Consider the following 21,238-nt stretch of genomic DNA (forward strand, 5'->3'; position numbering starts at 1 on the left):
CGACCTCCTAACCGGTTCGGTTCCTAATTAGATACGTTTTTGCAATTGATGAAGCATGTTTAACGCATCTAGTGGTGTCATTTCTAATAGATTCATTTTCTTCAATGTGTCAATGACACTTAATTCTTCTGTTGAAACTTCTTTAAATAATGAAAGTTGCTCGGTTTCTTCATGGACTTCTGAAACTTCTTCATGATGAACTGAACTTGGAATCGTTGTTTCTTCCGCTTCTAAAGCGGATAAAATGGTGGCTGCTCGTTCTAAAAGCGGGCTTGGTAAACCAGCGATTTTAGCAACATGTATCCCATAGCTCTTATCAGCAGGTCCTTCCATCATTTTATGAAGAAAGACCACTTCGCCATCTTTTTCGACAGCGCCCACGTGAATATTCTTCAAGCCTTTTAAGGTTTCATCTAGAACAGTTAGTTCATGATAATGTGTAGAAAATAGCGTTTTGGCTTGTACTTCACGATGGATATATTCAATGATGGCTTGCGCTAGCGCCATTCCATCATAGGTTGCCGTGCCGCGTCCTAATTCATCAAATAAAATTAGGCTGTTAGGCGTGGCGTGCCGCAGTGCTTGGTTGGCTTCCATCATTTCTACCATAAAGGTACTTTGCCCTGCAATTAGATCATCAGAGGCCCCAATCCGTGTAAAAATTTGATCGAAAATTGGCATTTCAGCACTTTCCGCTGGTACAAAACAGCCAATTTGCGCCATGACCACCGTCAAAGCCAATTGACGCATGTAGGTACTTTTCCCTGACATGTTTGGTCCAGTAATCAAGAGAATATCTGTTTCTGGGTTCATGCGGATACTGTTTGGAATGTATTCTTGATGCCCTAAAACTTTTTCCACGACTGGGTGTCGTCCTTCGACAATCGCCAAATTTTTCGTGTTACTTCTTAACGTTGGTCGAACGTATTGATACCGTTCACTAATTGTTGCAAAAGATTGTAAAACATCAACCGCACTAATGGTTTTAGCCAGTGTTTGCAACCGATCAATGTTCGTTTTCACTTGTTCTCTCACGGCCAAGAACAATTGATATTCTAGTTCAACTGATTTTTCTTCAGCTTCTAAGATTAAACGCTCTAATTCTTTTAGTTCGGGCGTAATAAAGCGCTCCGCATTAGCTAATGTTTGCTTCCGCTCGTATTTTCCTTCTTCTAAATTCGCTAAATTTGACTTAGTGATTTCAATGAAATAACCAAAGACACGATTGTAGCCAATCTTCAAGTTTTTAATCCCTGTTTCTTGGCGTTCTTTTGCTTCTAACTCCGCTAGCCATTGCTTGCCATTGCGCATGGCATCACGGTATTCATCTAATTGGTCGTTATAGCCGTCTTTAATAACATTTCCTTCAGTAATTTGTAAAGGGGCTTCTTCATTAATCGCCGTCGCAATCAATGCCACTAAATCTTCAACAGGGTTTAAGTCGACTAACAAATCATCCCATTCCCCTTGATTGATCCCGACAATTAACTGTCGAATCGTTGGTACTTGTTCTAAAGAAGTCCGTAATTGAATTAAATCACGCCCATTCACACTGCCGAATGCCACGCGTCCTGCTAACCGCTCTAAATCATACACGTTCGTCAATGCTGCTTGCAAATCTAAGCGTTCAAAATAGGCATTTAATAAGGATTGCACCATTTCTTGACGCGCCTTAATTTGACGTTCCTGAATCAGCGGACGATCCAACCATTGTTTTAATAAACGGCCGCCCATAGCTGTTTTCGTTTCATCTAATAGCCACAAAAGAGTCCCTTTTTTCTGTCCTGTTCGAATCGACTGACTCAATTCTAAATTGAATTTAGAATAATGATCCATTTTCAAGAAATGATCTGGCTGATATTCCACAGCTTTCTGAATATGGGACAAGCTCCGCTTTTGGGTAACGGATAAATAAGATAATAATTTGCCTGTAATTTCAATTTCTAATGGATTAATCAGTTCATTGGTTAAAAAACTAAACTCGGCATTTTCTTCCACCGTTTCTTGTGTCGAAAAGATGATATTTAAACGTAAACTTAAGTTCTCTTTTAACGATTCAGGGATCCCTGAACCTAGGACCATTTCTTTTGTTTGCAACGCAGAAGCTTCGTTTAAAACGCCCTCTTCATCAGCCAAGACTGCTGTTTTTAATTCGCCTGTACTCAAGTCTACATAGGCAAAACCGAACTGATTACCATCTGTTAGCACAGCGGTTAAGTAATTATTGTCTTTGGCTTCCAAGCCTTTACTATTCATCACCGTCCCTGGCGTTACCAACTGGACCACTTCTCGTTTGACCATGCCCTTGGTAGTCTTTGGATCTTCCACTTGCTCACAAATCGCTACTTTATAGCCTTGCTCAATCAACGTATCAATATAGCCTTGCGCGGCATGATAAGGAACGCCACACATAGGAATCGGATCATCCGCATTGCGGTTACGACTGGTTAACGTCAATTCTAAGATTTGCGCTGCATTGATAGCATCTTTATAAAATAATTCATAAAAATCACCTAAGCGATAAAATAAAAACGCATCCTTGTATTGGGCCTTAATGGATAAATATTGTTCCATCATGGGTGTATTTTTTGTCTTTTGTGGCATTTAATTCCCTTCCTTCTCTAGCTCTTCGTTCACGCGGTATTGAATGAGCGCCGTGACATGTTGGACTAAGTCATTGGCTTCGATCAGTTGTTCGCGGTAGGCTACAACGAGTGGGTGCTCATCAAACTCTTTTGTTTTCGCATCAGCTCGTTGAATGGCTTCTTTTTCAGCAGTTGGTTTGCCATAGTGAGCAAATTGAACCGCATCTTTTTGCGCAGCTTTAATTTCTTCCACTAATTCTGTCAGCTTTTTGTTTTTCTTTACCTTTTCTTCAATCGCTTGGTAGCGCTGAATGACTTCATCTTGTCCAATTAAATGTAACAATTTTTCTAATTCTTTATTACTTTGTGCATCTAAATTCAACGGCTCCATTTTTTTCACCTTCATCTTTCACCGGCACTTTTTCTATAAGAGCAGAAAAAGTTAACCTCTTAATGATCCGAGATTAACTTTTCTTCTATTATTCTTGAAACGGGCGATCTTCGCTAATCTGAATCGGCTCAATCATCTTCGCTTGGCCCGTTTGGTCATCAATCTCTAAAATACAGGCAGATAAAATCGTCCGCCCTGTTTCGACTACCTCAAAGCGCTTCGGCAATGCTGTCATAAACTTCTCAATAATCGGTTCACGCTTCATTCCTAGAATCCCATCATAAGGTCCGGTCATACCGACATCACTTAAGAAGGCTGTCCCTTTCGGTAAAATCCGAGCGTCATTTGTTTGAACATGCGTATGTGTTCCAACAACGGCTGAAACTTGGCCATCTAAAAACCAGCTCATGGCTTGTTTTTCGCTTGTCGTTTCGCCATGAAAATCCACAAAAATGAGCGGTGTCCGTTTGCGAGCGATAGCCACTAGCTCGGCGGCTTTCTTGAAAGGATCTTCCAATGGCACCATAAATGTGCGGGCCTGTAAATTAATCACCGCTAGTTCCAATTGATTGACTTTCACAAAAACCATTCCTTGACCAGGCACATCTTCTGGAAAGTTCGCTGGACGAACCATTTTCTTCGCATCATCAATGAATTCAAAGATATCCTTGTTGTCCCACGTATGGTTACCCATCGTAACAACATCGACACCATCTTGCAAAAATTTCTTATAAATCTTGCCAGTAATTCCCCGACCAGATGCCGCATTTTCACCATTGGCAATGGTCACTTGTGGACGATATTTTTTCTTTAATTTAGGGACATACGTTGCTAAGGCTTCTCTTCCTAAAGAACCGACAACATCTCCTATAAATAATATACGCAAAAAGGTTCCTCTTCTCTTTTTAACATCTCTTGTTTATTATAGTTGTTTTCGCTTTGAAAAGAAAGTTTTGGTTTTAAAAGATTAAAAAAAGTGTCTCAACGAACAATCCTTGCAATTGTTCGTTGAGACACTACACGCGATACTTATTCGCTTTTTATTTTATTTCGCATAGTCAACGGCACGTGTTTCACGGATAACCGTTACTTTGATATGTCCTGGATAATCCAAGTCATCTTCAATTTTCTTCCGAATGTCTCGAACTAAACGAACAGATTCTAAATCAGAAATTTCTTCTGGTTTCACCATGACACGAACTTCACGTCCTGCTTGAACAGCAAAACTTGAATCAACGCCTTCAAAACTATTAGAAATATTTTCTAAGTTTTCTAAGCGGCGAATGTAGTTTTCTAACGATTCACTACGTGCACCTGGACGGGCTGCAGATAACGCATCTGCGGCTGCCACTAAAACAGAAATAACTGAGGTTGCTTCCACATCACCATGATGCGAGGCAATGGCATTAATAACTACTGAATTTTCTTTATATTTCGCAGCTAATTCTGCGCCAATCTCAACGTGAGAACCTTCAATTTCATGATCCAATGCTTTCCCAATATCATGTAGTAAACCTGCACGTTTGGCTAATTGAACATCTTCGCCTAATTCGGCGGCTAAAACGCCAGCCAGTTTTGCTACTTCGATTGAGTGGTTCAAGACATTTTGACCATAACTTGTTCTGAAACGTAAACGGCCTAAAATTTTAATTAAATCAGGATGTAACGTATGAGCACCTACTTCAAAGGCTGCTTGTTCTCCGTATTCACGAATCCGTTCATCCATTTCTTTACGTGATTTTTCTACCATTTCTTCGATGCGAGCGGGATGAATCCGACCATCTTGGATTAATTTTTCCAAGGTCATTCGAGCGATTTCTCGTCTGATTGGATCAAATCCGGATAACACAACCGCTTCTGGCGTATCATCAATGATTAAGTCAATCCCTGTTAATGTTTCCAATGTACGAATATTACGTCCTTCACGACCAATAATGCGACCTTTCATCTCATCATTTGGTAAAGTGACCACGGAAACAGTTGTTTCAGAAACAGAATCGGCGGCGCAACGTTGAATTGCTAGGGAAAGCAAGTTCTTCGCTTTGCGATCAGATTCTTCTTTGGCACGTTGTTCTGACTCCTTGACCATCAAGGTTAGTTCATGATTCAACTCTTCTTCTGTTGACTTCATAATAATCGATTTTGCTTCTTCTTTTGAAAGGGAAGCAATTCGTTCTAATTCTTGATGTTGCTGATTAATTAAGTTTTCTACTTCTTTTTCTCGCTCATCAATTAATTGCTGTCTAGCACCAAGTTTCTCTTCTTTTTCTTCCAGTGAGCCTTCACGTTTTTCAAGAGAGTCATCTTTACGATCCAACGTTTGTTCCCGTTGAATTAAACGATTTTCTTGAGATTTAAGTTCTAATCTGCTTTCTTTCAACTCACTTTCAATTTCTGAACGATACTTCTGGTTCTCTTCCTTAGCTTCTAGCAATGCTTCTTTTTTCAGTGTTTCTGATTCTTTCCGAGCGTTCTCGAGAATACTCGACGCTGAAATTTTTGCACCATTTATTGCTTTATCATGACGTGACTTTGCAATAACAAATCCTAAACCAAGACCGACAATCAAACCGACGATAGCGAGGAGAATATTTAAAACCATATTTCCACCTCCATACTATCTTTTTGTTAATTCATATCTTGTAGTTTTTTGATAAACTAAAATCAATTATCAATATGCCTACTTGCATATTTGTGCATACACACAATTTTATTCTAATGTTTGTCGCGAAAGGTGTCAACTTAAAAAAGCCCTTTCTTTTGGAAAGGGCAGCAAATATTAGACAACGTCACATTTTTAGGTTTCCGCCGTCACGAATTGTTTAAATTTTAGAACAAACGCCGCATAGTCTGCTGTTTGACTAAGCTGCTTGATGTGGATGGGCTCGGACATGGACAACAGTCTATTTAACAATTTAGTTCTAAACAAAAAAAGACAACACCTGTCCTGTTCAGTAAGTGTTGTCTTTCTTCTTAACGAGTCGTATTCACTCGTTATTTATTCATCTAAGGGTAATTCTTCTTGACCTTCTGCTTCTTCTGTAATGGTTGAACCGTCACCGATGCCGTATGCATCACGGACCAATTTAGACACTTCTGCCATCATTTCAGGATGATCCGCCATGTATTGTTTGGCATTTTCACGGCCTTGGCCAATTCGTTCTTCTTTGTAGCCATACCAAGCACCACTTTTGCTGATAAGGTCTTTTTCCACAGCCATATCTAGTAATTCGCCTTCTTGGGAAATCCCTTGGCCATACATGATATCAACTTCTGCCACTTTAAATGGTGGCGCCACTTTGTTTTTAACGACTTTAATTTTTGTGCGGTTACCGACGATGTCTGTTCCTTGTTTTAACTGTTCTGCACGACGGACTTCTAGACGAACCGTTGCGTAGAATTTCAATGCACGTCCACCAGGAGTTGTTTCAGGATTTCCGAACATCACGCCAACTTTTTCACGAATTTGGTTAATGAAAATAGCAATTGTTTTTGTCTTATTAATTGAGCCTGATAATTTACGTAGTGCTTGAGACATTAGTCGAGCTTGTAAGCCGACATGGCTCGCTCCCATCTCACCATCAATCTCTGCACGAGGAACTAACGCAGCAACCGAGTCGATGACAACGATGTCAATCGCACCACTTGAAACTAAGGCATCGGCAATCTCTAAGCCTTGCTCGCCCGTATCTGGTTGAGATAAAAGTAATTCATCGATGTTAACGCCTAGTTTCTCCGCATATTGAGGATCCAATGCATGCTCAGCATCGATAAAAGCGGCTGTTCCACCATTTCGTTGCACTTCTGCAATTGCGTGTAAAGAAACAGTTGTTTTACCTGAACTCTCAGGACCATATACTTCAATAATTCGGCCACGTGGATACCCACCTACGCCCAATGCAACATCTAACGCTAAAGAACCACTAGGGATAGTTGAAATTTTTTGATCAGCTTTTTCGCCTAATTTCATAATAGAGCCTTTCCCAAAGTTCTTTTCAATTTTTTTCAGTGCGGCATCTAAAGCCACTTTACGATCATCTGCCAATGGATAATCCTCCTTTAATTTATATAAACTTATTTTTCATTTCCTGTTAGTAGGTCTATCATATCTCTTTTGTACCAAAAAAGCAAGAAAAAACCGAACAAACATTCGCATATTTATTTTTCATTAATGATTCGGCGCCGCAAAAGATCTAACCCTCGCATAACCGCACTCTGTCTAATATAATTTCGGTCACGGTTAAAATGGAAACATTCTGCAACGGTTGGTTGGCCTTCTTCCGCCAGCCCAATCCAAACAGTGCCTGTCGGTTGACCTTCGATTGGGTCACCAGCGACCCCAGTAAATGATAAACCATAGTTAGATTTAGCTAACTGACGCGCTTTCTCTGCCATTTCTTTGGCACACGCTTCACTTACCGTGCCATGCTCTTCTAAAAGTTCATGAGAAATTCCTAAAAAGTTCTCTTTTGTTTCTTGCGAATACGTCACGAAGCCTCCCTTAAAAATCTTCGAAGCACCCGCAATTTCCCCCAGTGTACTTTGGAATAGGCCAGCAGTGAGGCTCTCAGCAGCCGTGACGGTTTGTCCGTTTTGTAATAACAAATCCACTGTTACCTTGGCTAAACTATTGTCATCCCCATACCCATAAAAATAGTCTCCCACTTTAGCTAAAACCTTTTCTTCCGTCGCTGTTAATAATTCTTCGCCAGCTACTAAGTCTTTTGTTTTAACTGTTAAACGAAGTGTCACTTCATTAGGCTTAGCATAAGGCGCAATGGTTGGATTCGTTTGGTGCGCAATCAACGATTGAATCTCGGTCACCAGCTGTGATTCACCAATGCCATAAAAACGCAAGACTCTTGAAATCAATTGTTCTTCTTGTGGAAACGCATTAATCAATAAAGGTCGTGCCGCTTGTTGAAACATCGGAATTAATTCATTGGGCGGCCCTGGTAAGAGCAAATAGCTTGTTGTGCCTTCTGTTACGAAAGAACCAACCGCTAATCCTGTCGGGTTTTGAAGAACTTGTCCACCTTCAATGGCTAACACTTGTCGTAGATTATTTTCCGTCATTGGCCGCTTAGACTGTTGGAAAAACTGGTGTAAGCGGTTCAATCCTTCTTGATCTTCTACTAATGATTTATGGAGATGTTGTGCGACAACTTGCTTGGTTAAATCGTCTTCTGTAGGTCCTAGCCCTCCACAAAGGACAATTAAATCACTTCTTTGTTCTGCTTCTGTTAGTAGCGTTTCTAAGCGGCCGCCGTTATCGCCAACAACGGTCTGATAGTAAACATCGATGCCTAGCGCAGCTAACTCTTCTGATAAAAAGGTGGCGTTGGTATTCACTACTTGTCCCAGTAATAACTCTGTTCCGACTGCAATGATTTCTGCTTTCATTGATTTCCCCTTCTCTAATAACATACGTAGTTAAACTCACTTTCCATTTTAGCACAACAAAATTTTTACAAAAGAATTTGAGCTTCAGGAAATAATTTTTTTATCAGGAAATTTATTAATTATTACGAAAAAAATGTTCATTTTCTCACAATACATTGTATAATAACGTTATATCGAAAGGAGAGAAATGAATGAGTGTAGTATTAGTACTTTTGGGTCTATTAGGGTTACTTGTCAGCGGGGGACTGACTATCAAAGCATTAATCAAGAAACAACCGAAAAAACAATATGGCTATGCCGCATTAGCAAGTGCCGCTCTATTTATTGGTGGGGTTGCCACGACAGATTCTTCCCCAACGCTTTCACTTGATGCAGAGAGTGTTGAAACCGATGCCAATGGCTCAGCCACCATCAAAGGCGAATACGACGGCAACAGCAAACTAACGGCCAATGGCAAGGAAGTAAAAACGAAAGACAAAACGTTTGCTTACAAAGTAAAACTGTCCGATGAAAAAACGCAAAAAATCACTTTTGTTGCTGAGAAGAAAGATACCAAAGTTGAAAAATCAGTCGAAATCACACCGTCAAAAGAATTTATTGCGAGCATCACAGATTCTGAGCAAGAATTGGCCAAAACAGAAAAAGCCTTAGCTTACGCTGAAAAACAACCTTCTCAGAAAAACTATGATGAAGCCGCAACCTTAGTATCTTCATTAAGTCAAGAATACGAGGAATACAATGATCGCCTTGAAAAAATCAAAGAAGCAGTACCTGTTGATGAAGCAGTTACAACTGCTGAAAAATCTAAAAGTAAAAGCGATTATCAAGCAGCTGAAAAATTAGTAGCTGCTGCCCCAGTTGGCAAAGAAGGATTTCAACAACGATTAACGACTGTTCAAACCGCTATCGCTGAAAAAGAAAAAAATGAACAATTAGTCGCCAGTGCAACTGCCGCTGTTGAAAAAGCTGAACAAGAACCAACCAATGAAGCTTACTATAATGAAGCGGTCAAACAAATTGACGCTTTAAACTCCCCAAATCAAGCTTTAACAAAACGGGTAGCCGTTGTTAAAACTCAATTAGATGCCCACAAAGAAAAACAACGAAAAGAAGCAGAAGCTCAGAAACTAGCCGCTGAAAAAGCGCAAAAAGAACAAGCCGAAGCGGCAGCAAAAGCGCAAGCTGAAGCAGAGGCGCAACAAGCCGCACAGGCGCCGGCGGAAGTCGAGACGGCTGCTGCGGAAGCACCAAGCGGTAACGCCTTAATTAAAGGGTCACGTAATGGAATTTATCATGTACCTGGAAGTAGATATTATAATAGAACTACGAATCCAGTAGCTTGGTTCTCTACTGTTGAAGAAGCAGAAGCAGCAGGATACCGAGCACCCAAACAGTAAATACATTAGCAATAATTAATCAAACAAGAAAATGGGGCCTCCGTTGTTTTAACGGAGGCCCCATTTTTCTTGTTTCTTTTATTGATACACACTAATTCGTTGATTTGGGTGTGCATTACTTTCCACTTCATCTAACATGGCAACGGCGTAGTCTGCGTAACTAATGTAGCTGTCACCTTGACTATTGGTTGTTAATTCTTCGCCAGCGACTTCATAATGGCCTGTCGCAGGACCATCAGCATCAAACATGGCTGCAGGACTAATATAGGTCCAGTGGATGTTTTGAGCTTCTTTCAATAAGTTTAAAGCTTCGCCCATCGCCGAAGCTAATGGCTGAATTTCTGCTGGGAATGATGGTGTATCTTTTAATTGAGTTGTGTGTTCTGGGTCCACATACAAGGTTCCAGCGCCCCCAACGACAAACAAGCGCGTTTTTTGATTGGTTAAAATCTCAATCAAATGCTGGGTAGATTTGGGGAAATCTTGCACATCAGGGAATCCTAAGGCACTAATTAATACATCAAACGCTTGAATATCTTCTGTTGTTAATTGATAAACATCTTTTTCAATGGTCGGTGTGCCATCTGTTATTTTTGAGGCATTACGAACGATGGCTGTCACGTCCATCCCACGACGTTTAGCTTCTGCTAAAAGTAATTGTCCTTCTTTTCCTGTTGCTCCTAATACTGCTACTTTCATGTAAATCATCCTTTCATTTTTAAATAGAACTAAAATAGTTACATTTAATACTTTAAAAGTAGAGAGATTACTTATCTCTCTTAACTTCTATTTCATGAATCACATCTGCTAAGGTGATGCTTTTCAATTCTTCTTCCATTTTTTGTTGCACTTTAGTAAATTCAGTTTCTAGTACCGATTGGATATTTGCCCCAACGGAACAGTTTGGATTAGGATTTTGATGAATATTGAAAATCTCTCGTTCCAATTCAACCGCTGTATAAATTTCATACAGTGAGATCTCTTCTGGTTTCTTTAATAAGGTATTTTTATTGGCTCCACGCATGGAATGAATCAAGCCGGCTTTTTTTAACTGGCTCATTAGTCGTCGAACAACGACTGGATTCGTATTCACGCTCGAAGCAATGTATTCAGAAGTCACTTGTTCTTGAGGACCTGTTTCAATCAAACTTAAAATATGAATCGCAACACTTAATTTCGTTGACATGGCCATGTCTAATCACTCCAAACCAAATGTAACGTTATTTGTTACATTTACAGAATACGCTGTTTCGTTTTATTTGTCAATGAGAAACCTCTGACTATTCAAAATAAAAATCAGTTGTTGAAACAACACGGGCCCCAAACGGCATTAACGCTAATTTCGCCAATTTAAAGGATTGTTGCCCAAACGGAATACCGATGATTGTCAGACAAAGCAACAAGCCACTAATACAATGCCCAATTGCTAATGGTAGTCCACTGATAATCAGCCAAATAATGTTTACCACCAAAGATACGCCGCTATCACTATACACGACTCGCTTTTTAAACGGCCAAAAGCTCAACCCCGCTAATTTAAAACATTGTAAACCAATCGGAATACCGATAATTGTAATACACCAAATCACGCCTGCGAATAGCCAAGATAAGCCACCAAAAAAGCCGCCAAAGATGAACCATAAAATATTGCCAAGTGTTTTCATTCTTGTTCCTCTACTTTCCTCATTAAAAATTATGTATGTGAGTAAGTATACCACGAAAGCTTCTTTTTGTTTCAAACAATATTGTAAGGTCGCTGACTCGTTAAAAGACGAAGACGCTGTTTCATGATACAATGAAGAAACTAACGATAAAGGAGCAGACTTCATGGACTTACATTTAACCGTTGATCTAAAAAAAACAAAGACACTCATTGATTTAGCCGATCAGGCCCACTTAATCATTGAACAAACAACTAAATTACCGAAAAAAGAGGCAGCGATTCTTTTCTTGCTAAGAGATAACCAACTAGTTGCTTTAGGACTTGCTGAAGAAAAAGCTACATATAAAGAAGTTTCTTTTGATCACTCGATTTTATTGAAACCGACTTGGGACACAGAACTTGCCTATTTAGCGCAAGCTTTCCTAGATGATGCGAAAGAAAGTGGTTTAACATTGGAAGCAACCCCAACGACAGTCAAAATTCCGAAAAGTGCGGTAGCGACAGTGACTAACTATAAAGAAACAGTCACCTTTATCTTGGAACGTTTTGGCTACTCTCTGTTTAAAAAACCGGCGCCGAAGAAAGCCAGACCAGCCAAAGCACGCCACAAATGGACAAAAGAAGTTAGCCAAATTCCTTTTTATATTGATACTCGACAAAGCAAAGCAACTGTTTTTTGGCAAAAGCGCAATGAAATGCTTATTAAAGCTGGCGCGACAATGATGCCCGAAGCCCCTTTAAATAAAGACGGGTCTGTCGGTTTCTCCGCTAGATTTGGTGAAAAACTTCGTGATGAACGCAAGGGCCAATTTAAAGACTTTGTCACAACGGAAGATATCGTCTTAAAAAGCGTTAATGAAGTCGGCTTGTTTCTCTATTTTGCTGGAACAAACAGCTGGTTAGAGCTAGTTGATGAGAACGGCAAAACCTTAAATGAATGGACTGTGGTGGAATAAACCTTATAAAAAATGTCACGCCTGAACTTTACGATTCAGGCGCGACATTTTTTTAATTTAAATAACTTTTTGCTATCGCTTGATACTTATCAATCATATCTAAATAATTATCAATTTCGACATATTCGTCGACTTGGTGTGCAGTAGTGGTCACACCTGGTCCAAAGACAACGCAATCAAATGTATTGTCTGATTTAGTAAATTCAGCTAAGTCTGTGGTCCCAGCGCTTGTCACTAATGGTAATGGTTGATCAAATTGGGCTTGAATGGCTTGAATTAACGCAGAATCTTTCTCAGCTTTTACAGGAATTTTATTGTAATCAATCGTTAATTCTAACTGATGTTTTTCTTTTTTGTTCAATTCATCGACAATTTTTTGTAATAATGCAATGACTTGATCGTTGCTGAATTCTGGAATTGAACGGATATTCCCTTGCAAGGCTGCTTGACCTGGAATACTGTTCACTTGTGTGCCACCTTTAATGACGGTTACATTGTGAATCGTTCGACCTAATTCAGGATTTTCATAGTTTGCTGTGACTTCCGCCATTTGTTGGTTTGCTTCTGTAATAAATTCGTTCAAATTATTAATCGCGTTAATGCCTTCTTCTGGCATCGAACTGTGGGCTTCTTTTCCGTGTGACACAACAGAATAGTTAATTGAACCCATGTGCGCATACATCAAGTTATAATTGGTTGGTTCTCCAATGACTAAGGCACTTAAATCATCCGCATAGCCTTTTTCAGTTAATTGGCCAGCACCTAGCTCACCGACTTCTTCACCAACTGTACCTAAAAATTTAACCGCTCCATTTAATGGAACTTCCTTTTCTTTTAATTCAATCATTGCTAAAACCATTGCGACTAAGCCGCTTTTCATGTCCGTTGCGCCACGGCCATACAATTTATTTCCTTCAATATGGGCCGCAAATGGTGGGAAAGTCCATTGACTTTCATCCCCTTCAGAAACCACGTCCATGTGGCCACTAAACCCTAAGACTTTTTCTCGGTTTTCACCTAAATAAGCAACCAAACTACTACGATTTGGTGCATAAGAAACAAGTTCAGAAGGGATCTCATATTTTTTCAAAAGATTTTGTAAATAGATTGCCACTTCTTCTTCGTTTCCATTTACAGATTTAATTTTAACCACATCTTGTAAAATACTAATTTTTTCTGATTTTTCCATTGCCATTCGCCCTTTCTTGTTATGCTTAATTCTAGTGTACGCTTCTCTCAGTAAAACCGCAACTGACTTGGTTAGGTCAGCAAAAAACACGCGACAGTTTTAAGAAATGTCGCGTGTTTTTTACTGAGTTTATTTTAAATAATTAGGCGCTGCCAATTCATTCTCAATGACTTGATTAGGGATCACAAATTCAGGGGTGCCCATATAGTAAGGCGCAATTTCTCCTTGAGGAAACACAATCACTAATTGGTGTTTTTCATTGATATAGAAAGGTTGGTCCTTTTTAATTTTTTTGAAGGGTTGAACATCACTGGGGGCATCCTCTTTTTCGGACCAGTATATTTTATTGCTATCGTTCTTCATTTGGTCTGCTATTTGTTGTTTAATTTCACTACTAATGACATCAATGTAAAAATCATTTTTAAAAATTAAGGGGAGTGAAACGACAACATTGGCTCGTTTGTCGATGGTGTCATATTTCGTTGTCGTCGCAGAGCTGCCTTTAATTTCTGTTAAGGTTCGTTTGACCACTAGGAAGCGACGGTCGTCCACGACTTTTTCATAATCTCCAGTGACTGAAACACGAGAACCATCAAACAATTGCCCTTTGACTTGTTGAAATTCTGTTTGGGCTTCTTTCAAGTATTTTTTGTTGAGCGTGTCGGCTACTGAAGATTCTTGGGATGTTTGGATTTTAGGGACATCGATGTTTACTTCACTTTCCTGTTTTTTCGCTGTCAACGTTTTGATGGTGACTAATTGAACAATTTTATCTAACACAGGAATGTTGCGGGCTGCTTCACTAAAACCTGGAAACAAATTGACTGATAAGACAAAGCCACAAGCCACCACTAAACTACTTTGCAGTGAGCGGTTTCTAAAACGAAGCCAGGTGTACCGCTTTTTCTCTTTATGAAAACGCGCTTTGACTTCCGCTTGTAGATCCGTTGGCAACGGTTGTTGGCGGTATTCTTTTGAAAAGTTTTTAACAACACTTTTTACAAAATCTTCCATTATTTTTTCGCTTCCTTTCTTTTACTAATTCAATAGACTTCGGAGTTCATTCAAACTGCGGTACATCTTCGTTTTAATCGTGTTTTCGTTAATATCCAGGATCAAGGCGATTTCTTTTAGCGTAAATCCTTCAAAAAATTTTAATAGAATAATTTCACGATTGGGACTATCTAATTGATTAATAATTTCTTCAATTTCTAAAAAACTGCGTTGGGGATTATTTAAAAGGGCTAACACATGTTCATCTTTTTCAATATGAACAGCTTCTCGTTTCTTTTTACGCCAATAATCTGTCGCTACAGAAAGCAGAATTCGAAAGAACCACGCTTCAAAATCCTTAATATCGGGTCCTTTTTGGATGGCCTTCAGTGCCTTTTCAAAGCTTTCTTGAATCACATCCAAGGCATCTTCTTTCGAATGTGTATAGTTAAAGGCAATGCGATACATTTTTTCATATTTGGTATCCACAAGCGTTTCTAACGCGCGAATTTGTTTTTTTCTTTTCCAACCATCGAAAACCATCGATTTCTGGAACCTCCTTTCCTGTACACTTATATAGACGAATCACAAGCATAAAAAGTTTCAACTTTTTTATTATTTTTAATTTTTATATTCTAAAAGAAAAAGCGTGGTACAAAAATCACTTTGGATTTTTGCTTCACGCTCAAAATCTGATAAACGGCGGGAACAGAACCAGCTCCTTCGGAAATAAGCCGAAATTATCCAAAAATTAAAGAACAATTTCCGGAAATTTCTTCTTATTTCTCGGAGCTAAGCGGTGCTGTCCCGACCTTGTTCTCTTCTCCCGAGTGCGGTCTTAGTGCACTCAGCGTTTTAATAAAATGCGACCAATCAACAGGACGTGGTGGCGCTAGCCAAATAATTTGAGTAATCTCAGGCCAATCGACAAAATGAATATCCGATAAAATTAATTGTACACTTTCATCTACATGTGCTTTGAAAATGATATTCCATTCCGTAATTTTTTCAATATTTTTTTGTATCATACGATTATAGGCTTCACCAAAGGAAAAGTCGACACACAATGTAATCGGAGCCAAAACTTTTTTCAATGGTAACGCATCCACCATTAACAACAGATACCGATAAAATAAAAACTGTCTGGCATCCCAAACAGCGGGATTCGTTTTTTGTTCTTGAATAAATTGTCGACTAGCAGAAAAATACTCTGTATACGTTTCTGCAAAGTAGGTTATATCCATTTTGCGATAACTATAGTTTGCTTCTATTGGAAAATGGAACAATTTAAAATGTACGATTGTTACTTTTTGTTCAAAACCTTGCAGGACTTCCTCAGAAAGCTGAAATTGTATTTTTAAATAGCTTAACAAGTCACGATTCAATTGTTGAATTTCTGCAAATCTTTGGCAAAGTGCTGCTGAAGCTACTTGAAGCCACTCTTCAGCAATTAAAAATAAGAGTAAATAATTGCCTTCGTTTGTTCGTTGTGGTTCTGGGATTTGAAGACTCTCTAACCAATTGAAAACATTCTGCTGATTGTCACCGGCTAATTGTTTTAACACTTGCGAATCTACTTTTTTCTCTACATAAAACTGTTGCTGCGTTCGTACTAAAGAAACCGCCAAAAAATGAAAACATTTAGCTTGTGCATAGCCCGCACGCTGATTAAGATGTACCTTCTCAGAAAAAAATAGCTCAAAGTTCCGAATCTGCTCTAAAACTTTTTTACCGTACAATGAAAAATCACGTTGGTATAATTGTAAAAAAACCAGTGTTGTTACTTCGCGTAAATTGGTTTCATTTCCTACCAAGTGAAATTCTTTATTAATTGTAATTTGATAATTTTCCAGCATTTTCTTTAATTCCTTGAACTCCTTATAAGCCAATGTGTGACTAACAAAGTGTTCTAGAGCAAACTCATTCACAGAATCAAAACGCTGAAAAAAGAAATCTTGAAACATAGCAAAACGTAACGACTCTTTAATATAGCAATCAATCAAAGTAGCGGAAGTTTCCGTTCCTGATTCATTAAGAGTTAAGAAAATACCATCGCTCACAATTTGAAAATCCTCTGATAAACCAAATTCAATAAAATCGGCATTTAATTCAGCGACCGTTTTGTTCACGATAAATTCAGATAATTCTAACTCCTGCATTACGGTTTCTTTTGACTCTGTTAACATCGGTGCATTTTCCAGTAACTGAAATAAGGCGATTTTTCTTTTATCCACTTTATTTAAAAACATCATCAATATCATAGACTTCTCTCACATCCATTTTTTTCCCATACAATCCATTTCCTGAAAGAAAGTACCCAACCGCTGCTAAATAGCTTTCAGATTCTTCATCGCCGCCTGCACCAAGTCCGTTAGGAAAGACAAAGTCTTTATTCACTTGTAAGGGATGAGCCGTTGTTTCTTTTGTTTGTTTCTTTTTTTCTTTTGACATTGCCGGTTTCTCCACAGGTTTGTCTTTTTTCTTGGGTGAAGGCTTTTTTTCTTCAGAAGGAACCGTAGTTTTTTGATCTTCCGGAGGGGTTGGCGCAGGTTGTTCCGGTTCTGACTTTTCCTGAGGGGTGATTGATTCTGGTTTTGGTTGAATTTCTTCCGTTGGTTCTAAGGGATTATAAATAGGTGTCGCCAATGTTTGAATTGGTTCTATTTCGACAGCCGTAAAAATTAGCAAAGAACTAAATAAAAAAAGATACTTTTTTCTCATGGCTTCTCACTCTCTCTACCTCTACTTTATGGGAAGCAATTCCTTGTAAAAGTACCTTTACTTTTACAAGGAAAACCCTTTTTGTCAATAGATAGCCCTTTTTATTGCTCAGATTGTTGTTCTTCCTCTTTTTTCTTTTTACGATACAAGAAGAAAATCAATAAGAGCAGCGCTAGAATGATTAATGCAATCAGTAGATACAACCACCAATTGGTTCCTTTAATGGTTACGTCTTTTTCATTTAATTCTTTAGCAACGTCCCCAGAAATAGTAAATTCTTTTGTAAATTCCCATTTGTACAGGTACCGTTCTTCACCATTGGCGCCTTTGACTTGATAGGTGCCCTTTTCATCTTTTACACCATAGGCCGTTGATTTCAAGACATATTTCCCTGGCGTTAATCGTTCCCCTTTTAAAGAAATTGGGTAACTAAAGTTAGAGTTTGGCGCCACTTGCATATCCTCAGTAGCGGATTGGTAAAGCGTTTCGCCTCCTTTTGAAACAGTGTTGATTAAATGTAATTGGTTTAAGTAGGCCGCTTGTGGGTTTTGTAAAGAAACATTGATGACGTTTCGCGCGTTGACTTGGCCTGGTTTAACCCCCAGTAATTTTAAATCTGGTTGAACCTTTGTCTCATTTTGCTGAAGAATAATAGCCACAACATAGGAGTATTCATTATTAATAGCTAACCCTTTTGATTGATCCGCAGAAGTCGTGGTTTCTTTCTTTTTCTCTTTGAGTGTTATGCCGCCAGCCATCACGCCATCAAAAGAATCTTTAGGCATCGTGATGGTTAAAGGTAAGGTCTTTTGGGAATGCTTCGGCAAGATGATTTCTTTCGGTGCTTCCACATAATCTTTTAAGTTAAAGCGTAAAGTTTTGTCAGGTTTGATCCCGTTTTGGCCATATTCTACTACGCCATTTAAATTTGTTGTCGCTGAGTTCACCGTATTTTCAATGGTAATGTCTTCATCTGTATCATTGCGTAACTGAATTTCTACGGTTTGTTTGGCACCAGGCGCCATTTTTAAGTCAAAGTAGGTTTTTGATTTGTCCACTTGATTTTCGGGAATTGTTGGTGTGACCGCAAAATTAAATTCAGAAGCGTGCGCCTCCACGCCAATCCAGCCAAATAACATACAAGCGATTACCGTTGCATATACTTTCCATCTGTTCATATTCATTCTCCTATGTCTGTCATTCTTTGTTGTATTATAAGCACCAAAAGACCGAAAGATAAGCCAAAAATTTTTTGACTTATATCCCGATCTTGCGTGTATGCTGTCGTTCTTAGTTTCCTGTGTTAGCAGGTGTATCTGTCAAAGTCCAAGTAAAAGTTGTCGTGTATTTTTTCGCATATTTTGTGGTTGAACCAGGTACTTCTAATGAAATACTTGTTTTAGCGGCATCTACACTATCGCCCCAGCTCATTAAGTACGTACCCGCACCTTCTTTATCGCCAGCAGCCATGACCACTGATTCAGCCCCAGTTGGGTTTAATTCAATCGTAGCTGGCGCTGTCGTTGGTTTTGCAGATTGTGAAGCTGAAACCACGCGTCCGTTGCTTAAAGTTACTTTGGCCGCTGTTAGTTCTTGGTTGGCTTCAGTTTTGAATTGACCATTTTGTTTTACTTTTAGCGTCCAACCTGTTTCAGTCCCACGATTATCTGAGACTTGAACAAAGTTCGGGCCTTCTTGGTCGGCACCAGCGTTATCTTTGTATTTTTGTGTTTCTGCATAGTAGGTCATATTTTTTGAGGTAATCGTTTGTTCCCCAAAAGATAAGCTAGATGCATAGTCAATGGATAACGGGCCTGCTGTCCCTGGCTTAGGCCCTGTCGGATCAGTTGGATCAACTGGCGTAATTGGTTTATCCGGATCTGGATTCGTCGGATCAACTGGATTCGTTGGGTTCGTATTTGGTGCAAATTGAATCGCTCCGTTTGTTTGGTATTCACCACCGTCGACCGCTAATGCACTCATTGGTACAAGTGCCAATGCACCTAAAGTTGTGGTTGCCATCAATGTCATTACTTTTGTCTTTTTCATTTATTTCCCTCCATTATTTACTGGTACATCTGAAAGTAGCCAAGTCAAAGTTGTTTTATATTGTACTGCATCCTTAGGGGTTTTCCCGGGAACAGTTAGTGAGATTGCCCGTGTGATTGTGGCATTTACTTGCTGTCCTTGTTGATTTTTTTCGGTCACTTTTTCTGCTTGCCCCCACAGCGTGATCCACGTTCCGGCGCCGGTCTTTTCTGGGGCTTGCATGACAACAGTTTCTGCGCCCGCAGCATCTAATTGAATGTTTGCGGTAGCAGTTGGCGGCAATACGTCCGTCGCATTTGAGCGAACACTGGGCTCAGTAAAGGCAACGGTGGCGCCTGTTAATTCTTTGTGTAATGTTTCTGCATTACGAAATTGACCATTTTGTTTCACTTTTAAAACCCAGCCAGCATTGGTTCCCCGTAAATCACTTACTTGTACATAATTAGCAGTTGCCAATTCACTTGCTGAACCATCTGGGTTTTTATAGGTTTGCGCTCTGGCAAAATACGTTTGATCCTTATTCGATATCTCATTACTCCCAAAATCCAAACTTGAGGCATAATCGATGGAAAGTGGCCCAGGGGTACCTGGATTAGGTCCATCAGGATTCGTTGGATCGACTGGTCGAACTGGTTTTTCTGGATCGGGATTTTCTGGATTTACTGGATCCGTCCCATCTGTGCTTGGGGTAAAAACAATCGACTGTTCGCTATCAAAAACGACCGTCGCCGCTTCAGCAGGAACAGTGGCGCCAAGCAACATTGTTCCGAATAACAAGGAGTAGACGACTGTTTTTTTCATTTACTTAGCCTCCAACATTCGTTGGTACAGATTTCAATGTCCATGTTAAGGTCGTACGATATTCTTTTGCTAATTTAATCGCTTTACCTGGGACATTTAATTTCACGGCAGTAGCACCTTCTGTCGCATCTTTCCCAAAACGATAGACCCAAGTCCCCATTCCTTTGCCATCTTCTGCTTTGACTAATTCTACTTCTGTTCCAGGAACAAAGGTATGTGCTGCTGTTGGTGTTGGCGCGTATGCGGCATCAACAATCGATGTCACACCTGCATTGGCAATCGATAAAGCGGCCCCAACTAATTCTTCATTTTGGGCTGTTTTGAATTGCCCATTTTGTACAGCGCTTAACGTCCAGCCTTCTTGTGTCCCACGTTTATCCGTTACCTGAACATAGTTGGGACCTGTTGTTCCATCTTTAAATGTTTGAATTTGTGCGTAATAATCTTTCGTATCGGAAGTGATTTTTTGGGCGCCAAATTGAAAGCTTGAAGCATAGTCAATTGATAAGGGGCCTGCAGTCCCTGGTTTTGGTCCAGTTGGGTCAGTTGGATCTTCTGGTTCAACTTTTTCATCTGGATTGGTTGGGTTAACTGGCTTCGTTGGATCTGTATCTGGTTCAAATGTAATGGCGCCATTACTTGTATAGTTCACGTTAATGTCTTCCGCAAATGCTTGTTGTGTCGCTAGGACACCGCTAAATCCTACAATCCCTACTACTGCTAATACTGTTTTTTTCATCTTCTCTTCTCCTTTTAATAAATAATATGCCTATAGTGATAAGGCTGATTCCCAAATAAATAAATGGTCCTTGATTGGTGGTACCTGTCGCTGGTAATCTTCCTTGTCGCGACCCATATACGCCAGAAGAAAGGACGGATGAAGCGCCTCCGTCAGCTGGCTTGGTGGGTTCAGTCGTTGTGGAAGAATTACTAGTCGCTGTTGTCGACTCTTCTGTGGGATATTCATACGTTCCATAAAAGGAGACAACACCACTATTTTCATAAGCTGCTTCCCCAAACGCAGTGTCTGAATGACAGAAGCTGAAAAGACCTAAAAAACAACTAAGCAAAAGGTATTTTTTCATCTCAC

At 39.6% G+C, this 21,238-nt stretch carries 21 protein-coding genes; 2 read left to right on the top strand and 19 right to left on the bottom strand.

What is annotated here, in order from left to right; all coding sequences use genetic code 11:
- Positions 1 to 27: 27 nt before the first annotated feature.
- The 6 genes from mutS to IGI80_RS02800 all read right to left on the bottom strand — a co-directional run bounded on the left by mutS (position 28) and on the right by IGI80_RS02800 (position 8,379).
- Positions 28 to 2,604 carry a DNA mismatch repair protein MutS gene (mutS, locus tag IGI80_RS02775; RefSeq protein WP_438722623.1) on the bottom strand — a complete coding sequence of 859 codons (2,577 nt, stop codon included), beginning with the start codon at positions 2,602 to 2,604 and terminating at the stop codon, positions 28 to 30.
- A complete protein-coding gene (locus IGI80_RS02780) occupies positions 2,605 to 2,991 on the bottom strand; it encodes a RicAFT regulatory complex protein RicA family protein (RefSeq protein ID WP_002359008.1) in 387 nt (128 codons plus the stop codon).
- Between the two features lie 73 nt (positions 2,992 to 3,064).
- The gene (locus IGI80_RS02785; protein ID WP_002354864.1) at positions 3,065 to 3,862 is read right to left on the bottom strand and encodes a TIGR00282 family metallophosphoesterase; all 798 of its coding nucleotides are present in this window, start codon (positions 3,860 to 3,862) and stop codon (positions 3,065 to 3,067) included.
- A gap of 159 nt (positions 3,863 to 4,021) precedes the next feature.
- Positions 4,022 to 5,578 (bottom strand): ribonuclease Y, encoded by a 1,557-nt coding sequence (rny, locus tag IGI80_RS02790; protein ID WP_002354863.1) that lies wholly within the window; start codon positions 5,576 to 5,578, stop codon positions 4,022 to 4,024.
- Between the two features lie 396 nt (positions 5,579 to 5,974).
- Entirely contained in the window at positions 5,975 to 7,021 is a 1,047-nt protein-coding gene (recA, locus tag IGI80_RS02795; protein ID WP_002354860.1) for a recombinase RecA, read from the bottom strand.
- Positions 7,022 to 7,134: 113 nt separating this feature from the next.
- The gene (locus IGI80_RS02800) at positions 7,135 to 8,379 is read right to left on the bottom strand and encodes a competence/damage-inducible protein A (protein ID WP_438722624.1); all 1,245 of its coding nucleotides are present in this window, start codon (positions 8,377 to 8,379) and stop codon (positions 7,135 to 7,137) included.
- Positions 8,380 to 8,570: 191 nt separating this feature from the next.
- On the opposite strand from IGI80_RS02800, the gene IGI80_RS02805 reads away from it, so the two are divergent.
- Positions 8,571 to 9,776: a sunset domain-containing protein gene (locus IGI80_RS02805; RefSeq protein WP_438722626.1), complete on the top strand. Its 1,206-nt coding sequence runs from the start codon at positions 8,571 to 8,573 to the stop codon at positions 9,774 to 9,776.
- Between the two features lie 78 nt (positions 9,777 to 9,854).
- Here the strand turns inward: IGI80_RS02805 and IGI80_RS02810 are convergent, their stop codons facing one another.
- The 3 genes from IGI80_RS02810 to IGI80_RS02820 all read right to left on the bottom strand — a co-directional run bounded on the left by IGI80_RS02810 (position 9,855) and on the right by IGI80_RS02820 (position 11,440).
- Complete coding sequence (locus IGI80_RS02810) at positions 9,855 to 10,484, bottom strand: NAD(P)-dependent oxidoreductase (RefSeq protein WP_002365397.1); 630 nt, start codon at positions 10,482 to 10,484, stop codon at positions 9,855 to 9,857.
- A 58-nt stretch (positions 10,485 to 10,542) separates the two neighbouring features.
- Positions 10,543 to 10,968, bottom strand: a complete 426-nt coding sequence (locus tag IGI80_RS02815) for an Rrf2 family transcriptional regulator (RefSeq protein WP_002383201.1) — start codon at positions 10,966 to 10,968, stop codon at positions 10,543 to 10,545.
- A gap of 88 nt (positions 10,969 to 11,056) precedes the next feature.
- Complete coding sequence (locus tag IGI80_RS02820; protein WP_002354850.1) at positions 11,057 to 11,440, bottom strand: YccF domain-containing protein; 384 nt, start codon at positions 11,438 to 11,440, stop codon at positions 11,057 to 11,059.
- A 163-nt stretch (positions 11,441 to 11,603) separates the two neighbouring features.
- Here IGI80_RS02820 and IGI80_RS02825 point away from each other — a divergent pair, with 163 nt between their 5' ends.
- A complete protein-coding gene (locus IGI80_RS02825) occupies positions 11,604 to 12,395 on the top strand; it encodes a hypothetical protein (protein ID WP_002367471.1) in 792 nt (263 codons plus the stop codon).
- 52 nt (positions 12,396 to 12,447) lie between these two features.
- Here IGI80_RS02825 and IGI80_RS02830 read toward each other — a convergent pair whose 3' ends face one another.
- The 10 genes from IGI80_RS02830 to IGI80_RS02875 all read right to left on the bottom strand — a co-directional run bounded on the left by IGI80_RS02830 (position 12,448) and on the right by IGI80_RS02875 (position 21,233).
- Positions 12,448 to 13,584 (bottom strand): ArgE/DapE family deacylase, encoded by a 1,137-nt coding sequence (locus IGI80_RS02830; RefSeq protein ID WP_002367472.1) that lies wholly within the window; start codon positions 13,582 to 13,584, stop codon positions 12,448 to 12,450.
- Positions 13,585 to 13,713: 129 nt separating this feature from the next.
- A complete protein-coding gene (locus tag IGI80_RS02835) occupies positions 13,714 to 14,598 on the bottom strand; it encodes an RsiV family protein (protein WP_438722628.1) in 885 nt (294 codons plus the stop codon).
- 24 nt (positions 14,599 to 14,622) lie between these two features.
- Positions 14,623 to 15,120: an RNA polymerase sigma factor gene (locus tag IGI80_RS02840; protein ID WP_002354845.1), complete on the bottom strand. Its 498-nt coding sequence runs from the start codon at positions 15,118 to 15,120 to the stop codon at positions 14,623 to 14,625.
- 236 nt (positions 15,121 to 15,356) lie between these two features.
- Complete coding sequence (locus IGI80_RS02845; protein ID WP_002378832.1) at positions 15,357 to 16,838, bottom strand: helix-turn-helix domain-containing protein; 1,482 nt, start codon at positions 16,836 to 16,838, stop codon at positions 15,357 to 15,359.
- Positions 16,813 to 17,298 carry a hypothetical protein gene (locus IGI80_RS02850; RefSeq protein ID WP_002354843.1) on the bottom strand — a complete coding sequence of 162 codons (486 nt, stop codon included), beginning with the start codon at positions 17,296 to 17,298 and terminating at the stop codon, positions 16,813 to 16,815. Before IGI80_RS02850 ends, IGI80_RS02845 begins: the two co-directional genes overlap by 26 nt.
- A gap of 101 nt (positions 17,299 to 17,399) precedes the next feature.
- On the bottom strand, positions 17,400 to 18,482 hold the full coding sequence (locus IGI80_RS02855; RefSeq protein WP_002401140.1) for a DUF916 and DUF3324 domain-containing protein: 1,083 nt from the start codon (positions 18,480 to 18,482) through the stop codon (positions 17,400 to 17,402).
- 106 nt (positions 18,483 to 18,588) lie between these two features.
- Entirely contained in the window at positions 18,589 to 19,347 is a 759-nt protein-coding gene (locus IGI80_RS02860; RefSeq protein WP_002383195.1) for a WxL domain-containing protein, read from the bottom strand.
- Positions 19,348 to 20,148: a WxL domain-containing protein gene (locus IGI80_RS02865; protein WP_002385162.1), complete on the bottom strand. Its 801-nt coding sequence runs from the start codon at positions 20,146 to 20,148 to the stop codon at positions 19,348 to 19,350. It lies immediately after the preceding gene.
- Between the two features lie 4 nt (positions 20,149 to 20,152).
- Complete coding sequence (locus tag IGI80_RS02870) at positions 20,153 to 20,887, bottom strand: WxL domain-containing protein (protein WP_002365407.1); 735 nt, start codon at positions 20,885 to 20,887, stop codon at positions 20,153 to 20,155.
- On the bottom strand, positions 20,844 to 21,233 hold the full coding sequence (locus IGI80_RS02875; RefSeq protein ID WP_002365408.1) for an LPXTG cell wall anchor domain-containing protein: 390 nt from the start codon (positions 21,231 to 21,233) through the stop codon (positions 20,844 to 20,846). The genes IGI80_RS02870 and IGI80_RS02875 overlap by 44 nt, the downstream gene beginning before the upstream one ends.
- Between the last annotated feature and the right edge of the window lie 5 nt (positions 21,234 to 21,238).

The sequence above is a fragment of the Enterococcus sp. DIV1420a genome (assembly GCF_051712165.1).
Taxonomy (GTDB): domain Bacteria; phylum Bacillota; class Bacilli; order Lactobacillales; family Enterococcaceae; genus Enterococcus; species Enterococcus faecalis.

Bases quoted from the DNA above. Each gene is read 5' to 3' on its own strand.
- mutS (WP_438722623.1), bottom strand. From the start codon at position 2,604: ATGCCACAAAAGACAAAAAATACACCCATGATGGAACAATATTTATCC.
- IGI80_RS02780 (WP_002359008.1), bottom strand. From the start codon at position 2,991: ATGAAGGTGAAAAAAATGGAGCCGTTGAATTTAGATGCACAAAGTAAT.
- rny (WP_002354863.1), bottom strand. From the start codon at position 5,578: ATGGTTTTAAATATTCTCCTCGCTATCGTCGGTTTGATTGTCGGTCTT.
- IGI80_RS02800 (WP_438722624.1), bottom strand. From the start codon at position 8,379: ATGAAAGCAGAAATCATTGCAGTCGGAACAGAGTTATTACTGGGACAA.
- IGI80_RS02805 (WP_438722626.1), top strand. From the start codon at position 8,571: ATGAGTGTAGTATTAGTACTTTTGGGTCTATTAGGGTTACTTGTCAGC.
- IGI80_RS02810 (WP_002365397.1), bottom strand. From the start codon at position 10,484: ATGATTTACATGAAAGTAGCAGTATTAGGAGCAACAGGAAAAGAAGGA.
- IGI80_RS02815 (WP_002383201.1), bottom strand. From the start codon at position 10,968: ATGGCCATGTCAACGAAATTAAGTGTTGCGATTCATATTTTAAGTTTG.
- IGI80_RS02820 (WP_002354850.1), bottom strand. From the start codon at position 11,440: ATGAAAACACTTGGCAATATTTTATGGTTCATCTTTGGCGGCTTTTTT.
- IGI80_RS02825 (WP_002367471.1), top strand. From the start codon at position 11,604: ATGGACTTACATTTAACCGTTGATCTAAAAAAAACAAAGACACTCATT.
- IGI80_RS02830 (WP_002367472.1), bottom strand. From the start codon at position 13,584: ATGGAAAAATCAGAAAAAATTAGTATTTTACAAGATGTGGTTAAAATT.
- IGI80_RS02835 (WP_438722628.1), bottom strand. From the start codon at position 14,598: ATGGAAGATTTTGTAAAAAGTGTTGTTAAAAACTTTTCAAAAGAATAC.
- IGI80_RS02840 (WP_002354845.1), bottom strand. From the start codon at position 15,120: ATGGTTTTCGATGGTTGGAAAAGAAAAAAACAAATTCGCGCGTTAGAA.
- IGI80_RS02845 (WP_002378832.1), bottom strand. From the start codon at position 16,838: ATGATATTGATGATGTTTTTAAATAAAGTGGATAAAAGAAAAATCGCC.
- IGI80_RS02850 (WP_002354843.1), bottom strand. From the start codon at position 17,298: ATGAGAAAAAAGTATCTTTTTTTATTTAGTTCTTTGCTAATTTTTACG.
- IGI80_RS02855 (WP_002401140.1), bottom strand. From the start codon at position 18,482: ATGAATATGAACAGATGGAAAGTATATGCAACGGTAATCGCTTGTATG.
- IGI80_RS02860 (WP_002383195.1), bottom strand. From the start codon at position 19,347: ATGAAAAAGACAAAAGTAATGACATTGATGGCAACCACAACTTTAGGT.
- IGI80_RS02865 (WP_002385162.1), bottom strand. From the start codon at position 20,148: ATGAAAAAAACAGTCGTCTACTCCTTGTTATTCGGAACAATGTTGCTT.
- IGI80_RS02870 (WP_002365407.1), bottom strand. From the start codon at position 20,887: ATGAAAAAAACAGTATTAGCAGTAGTAGGGATTGTAGGATTTAGCGGT.
- IGI80_RS02875 (WP_002365408.1), bottom strand. From the start codon at position 21,233: ATGAAAAAATACCTTTTGCTTAGTTGTTTTTTAGGTCTTTTCAGCTTC.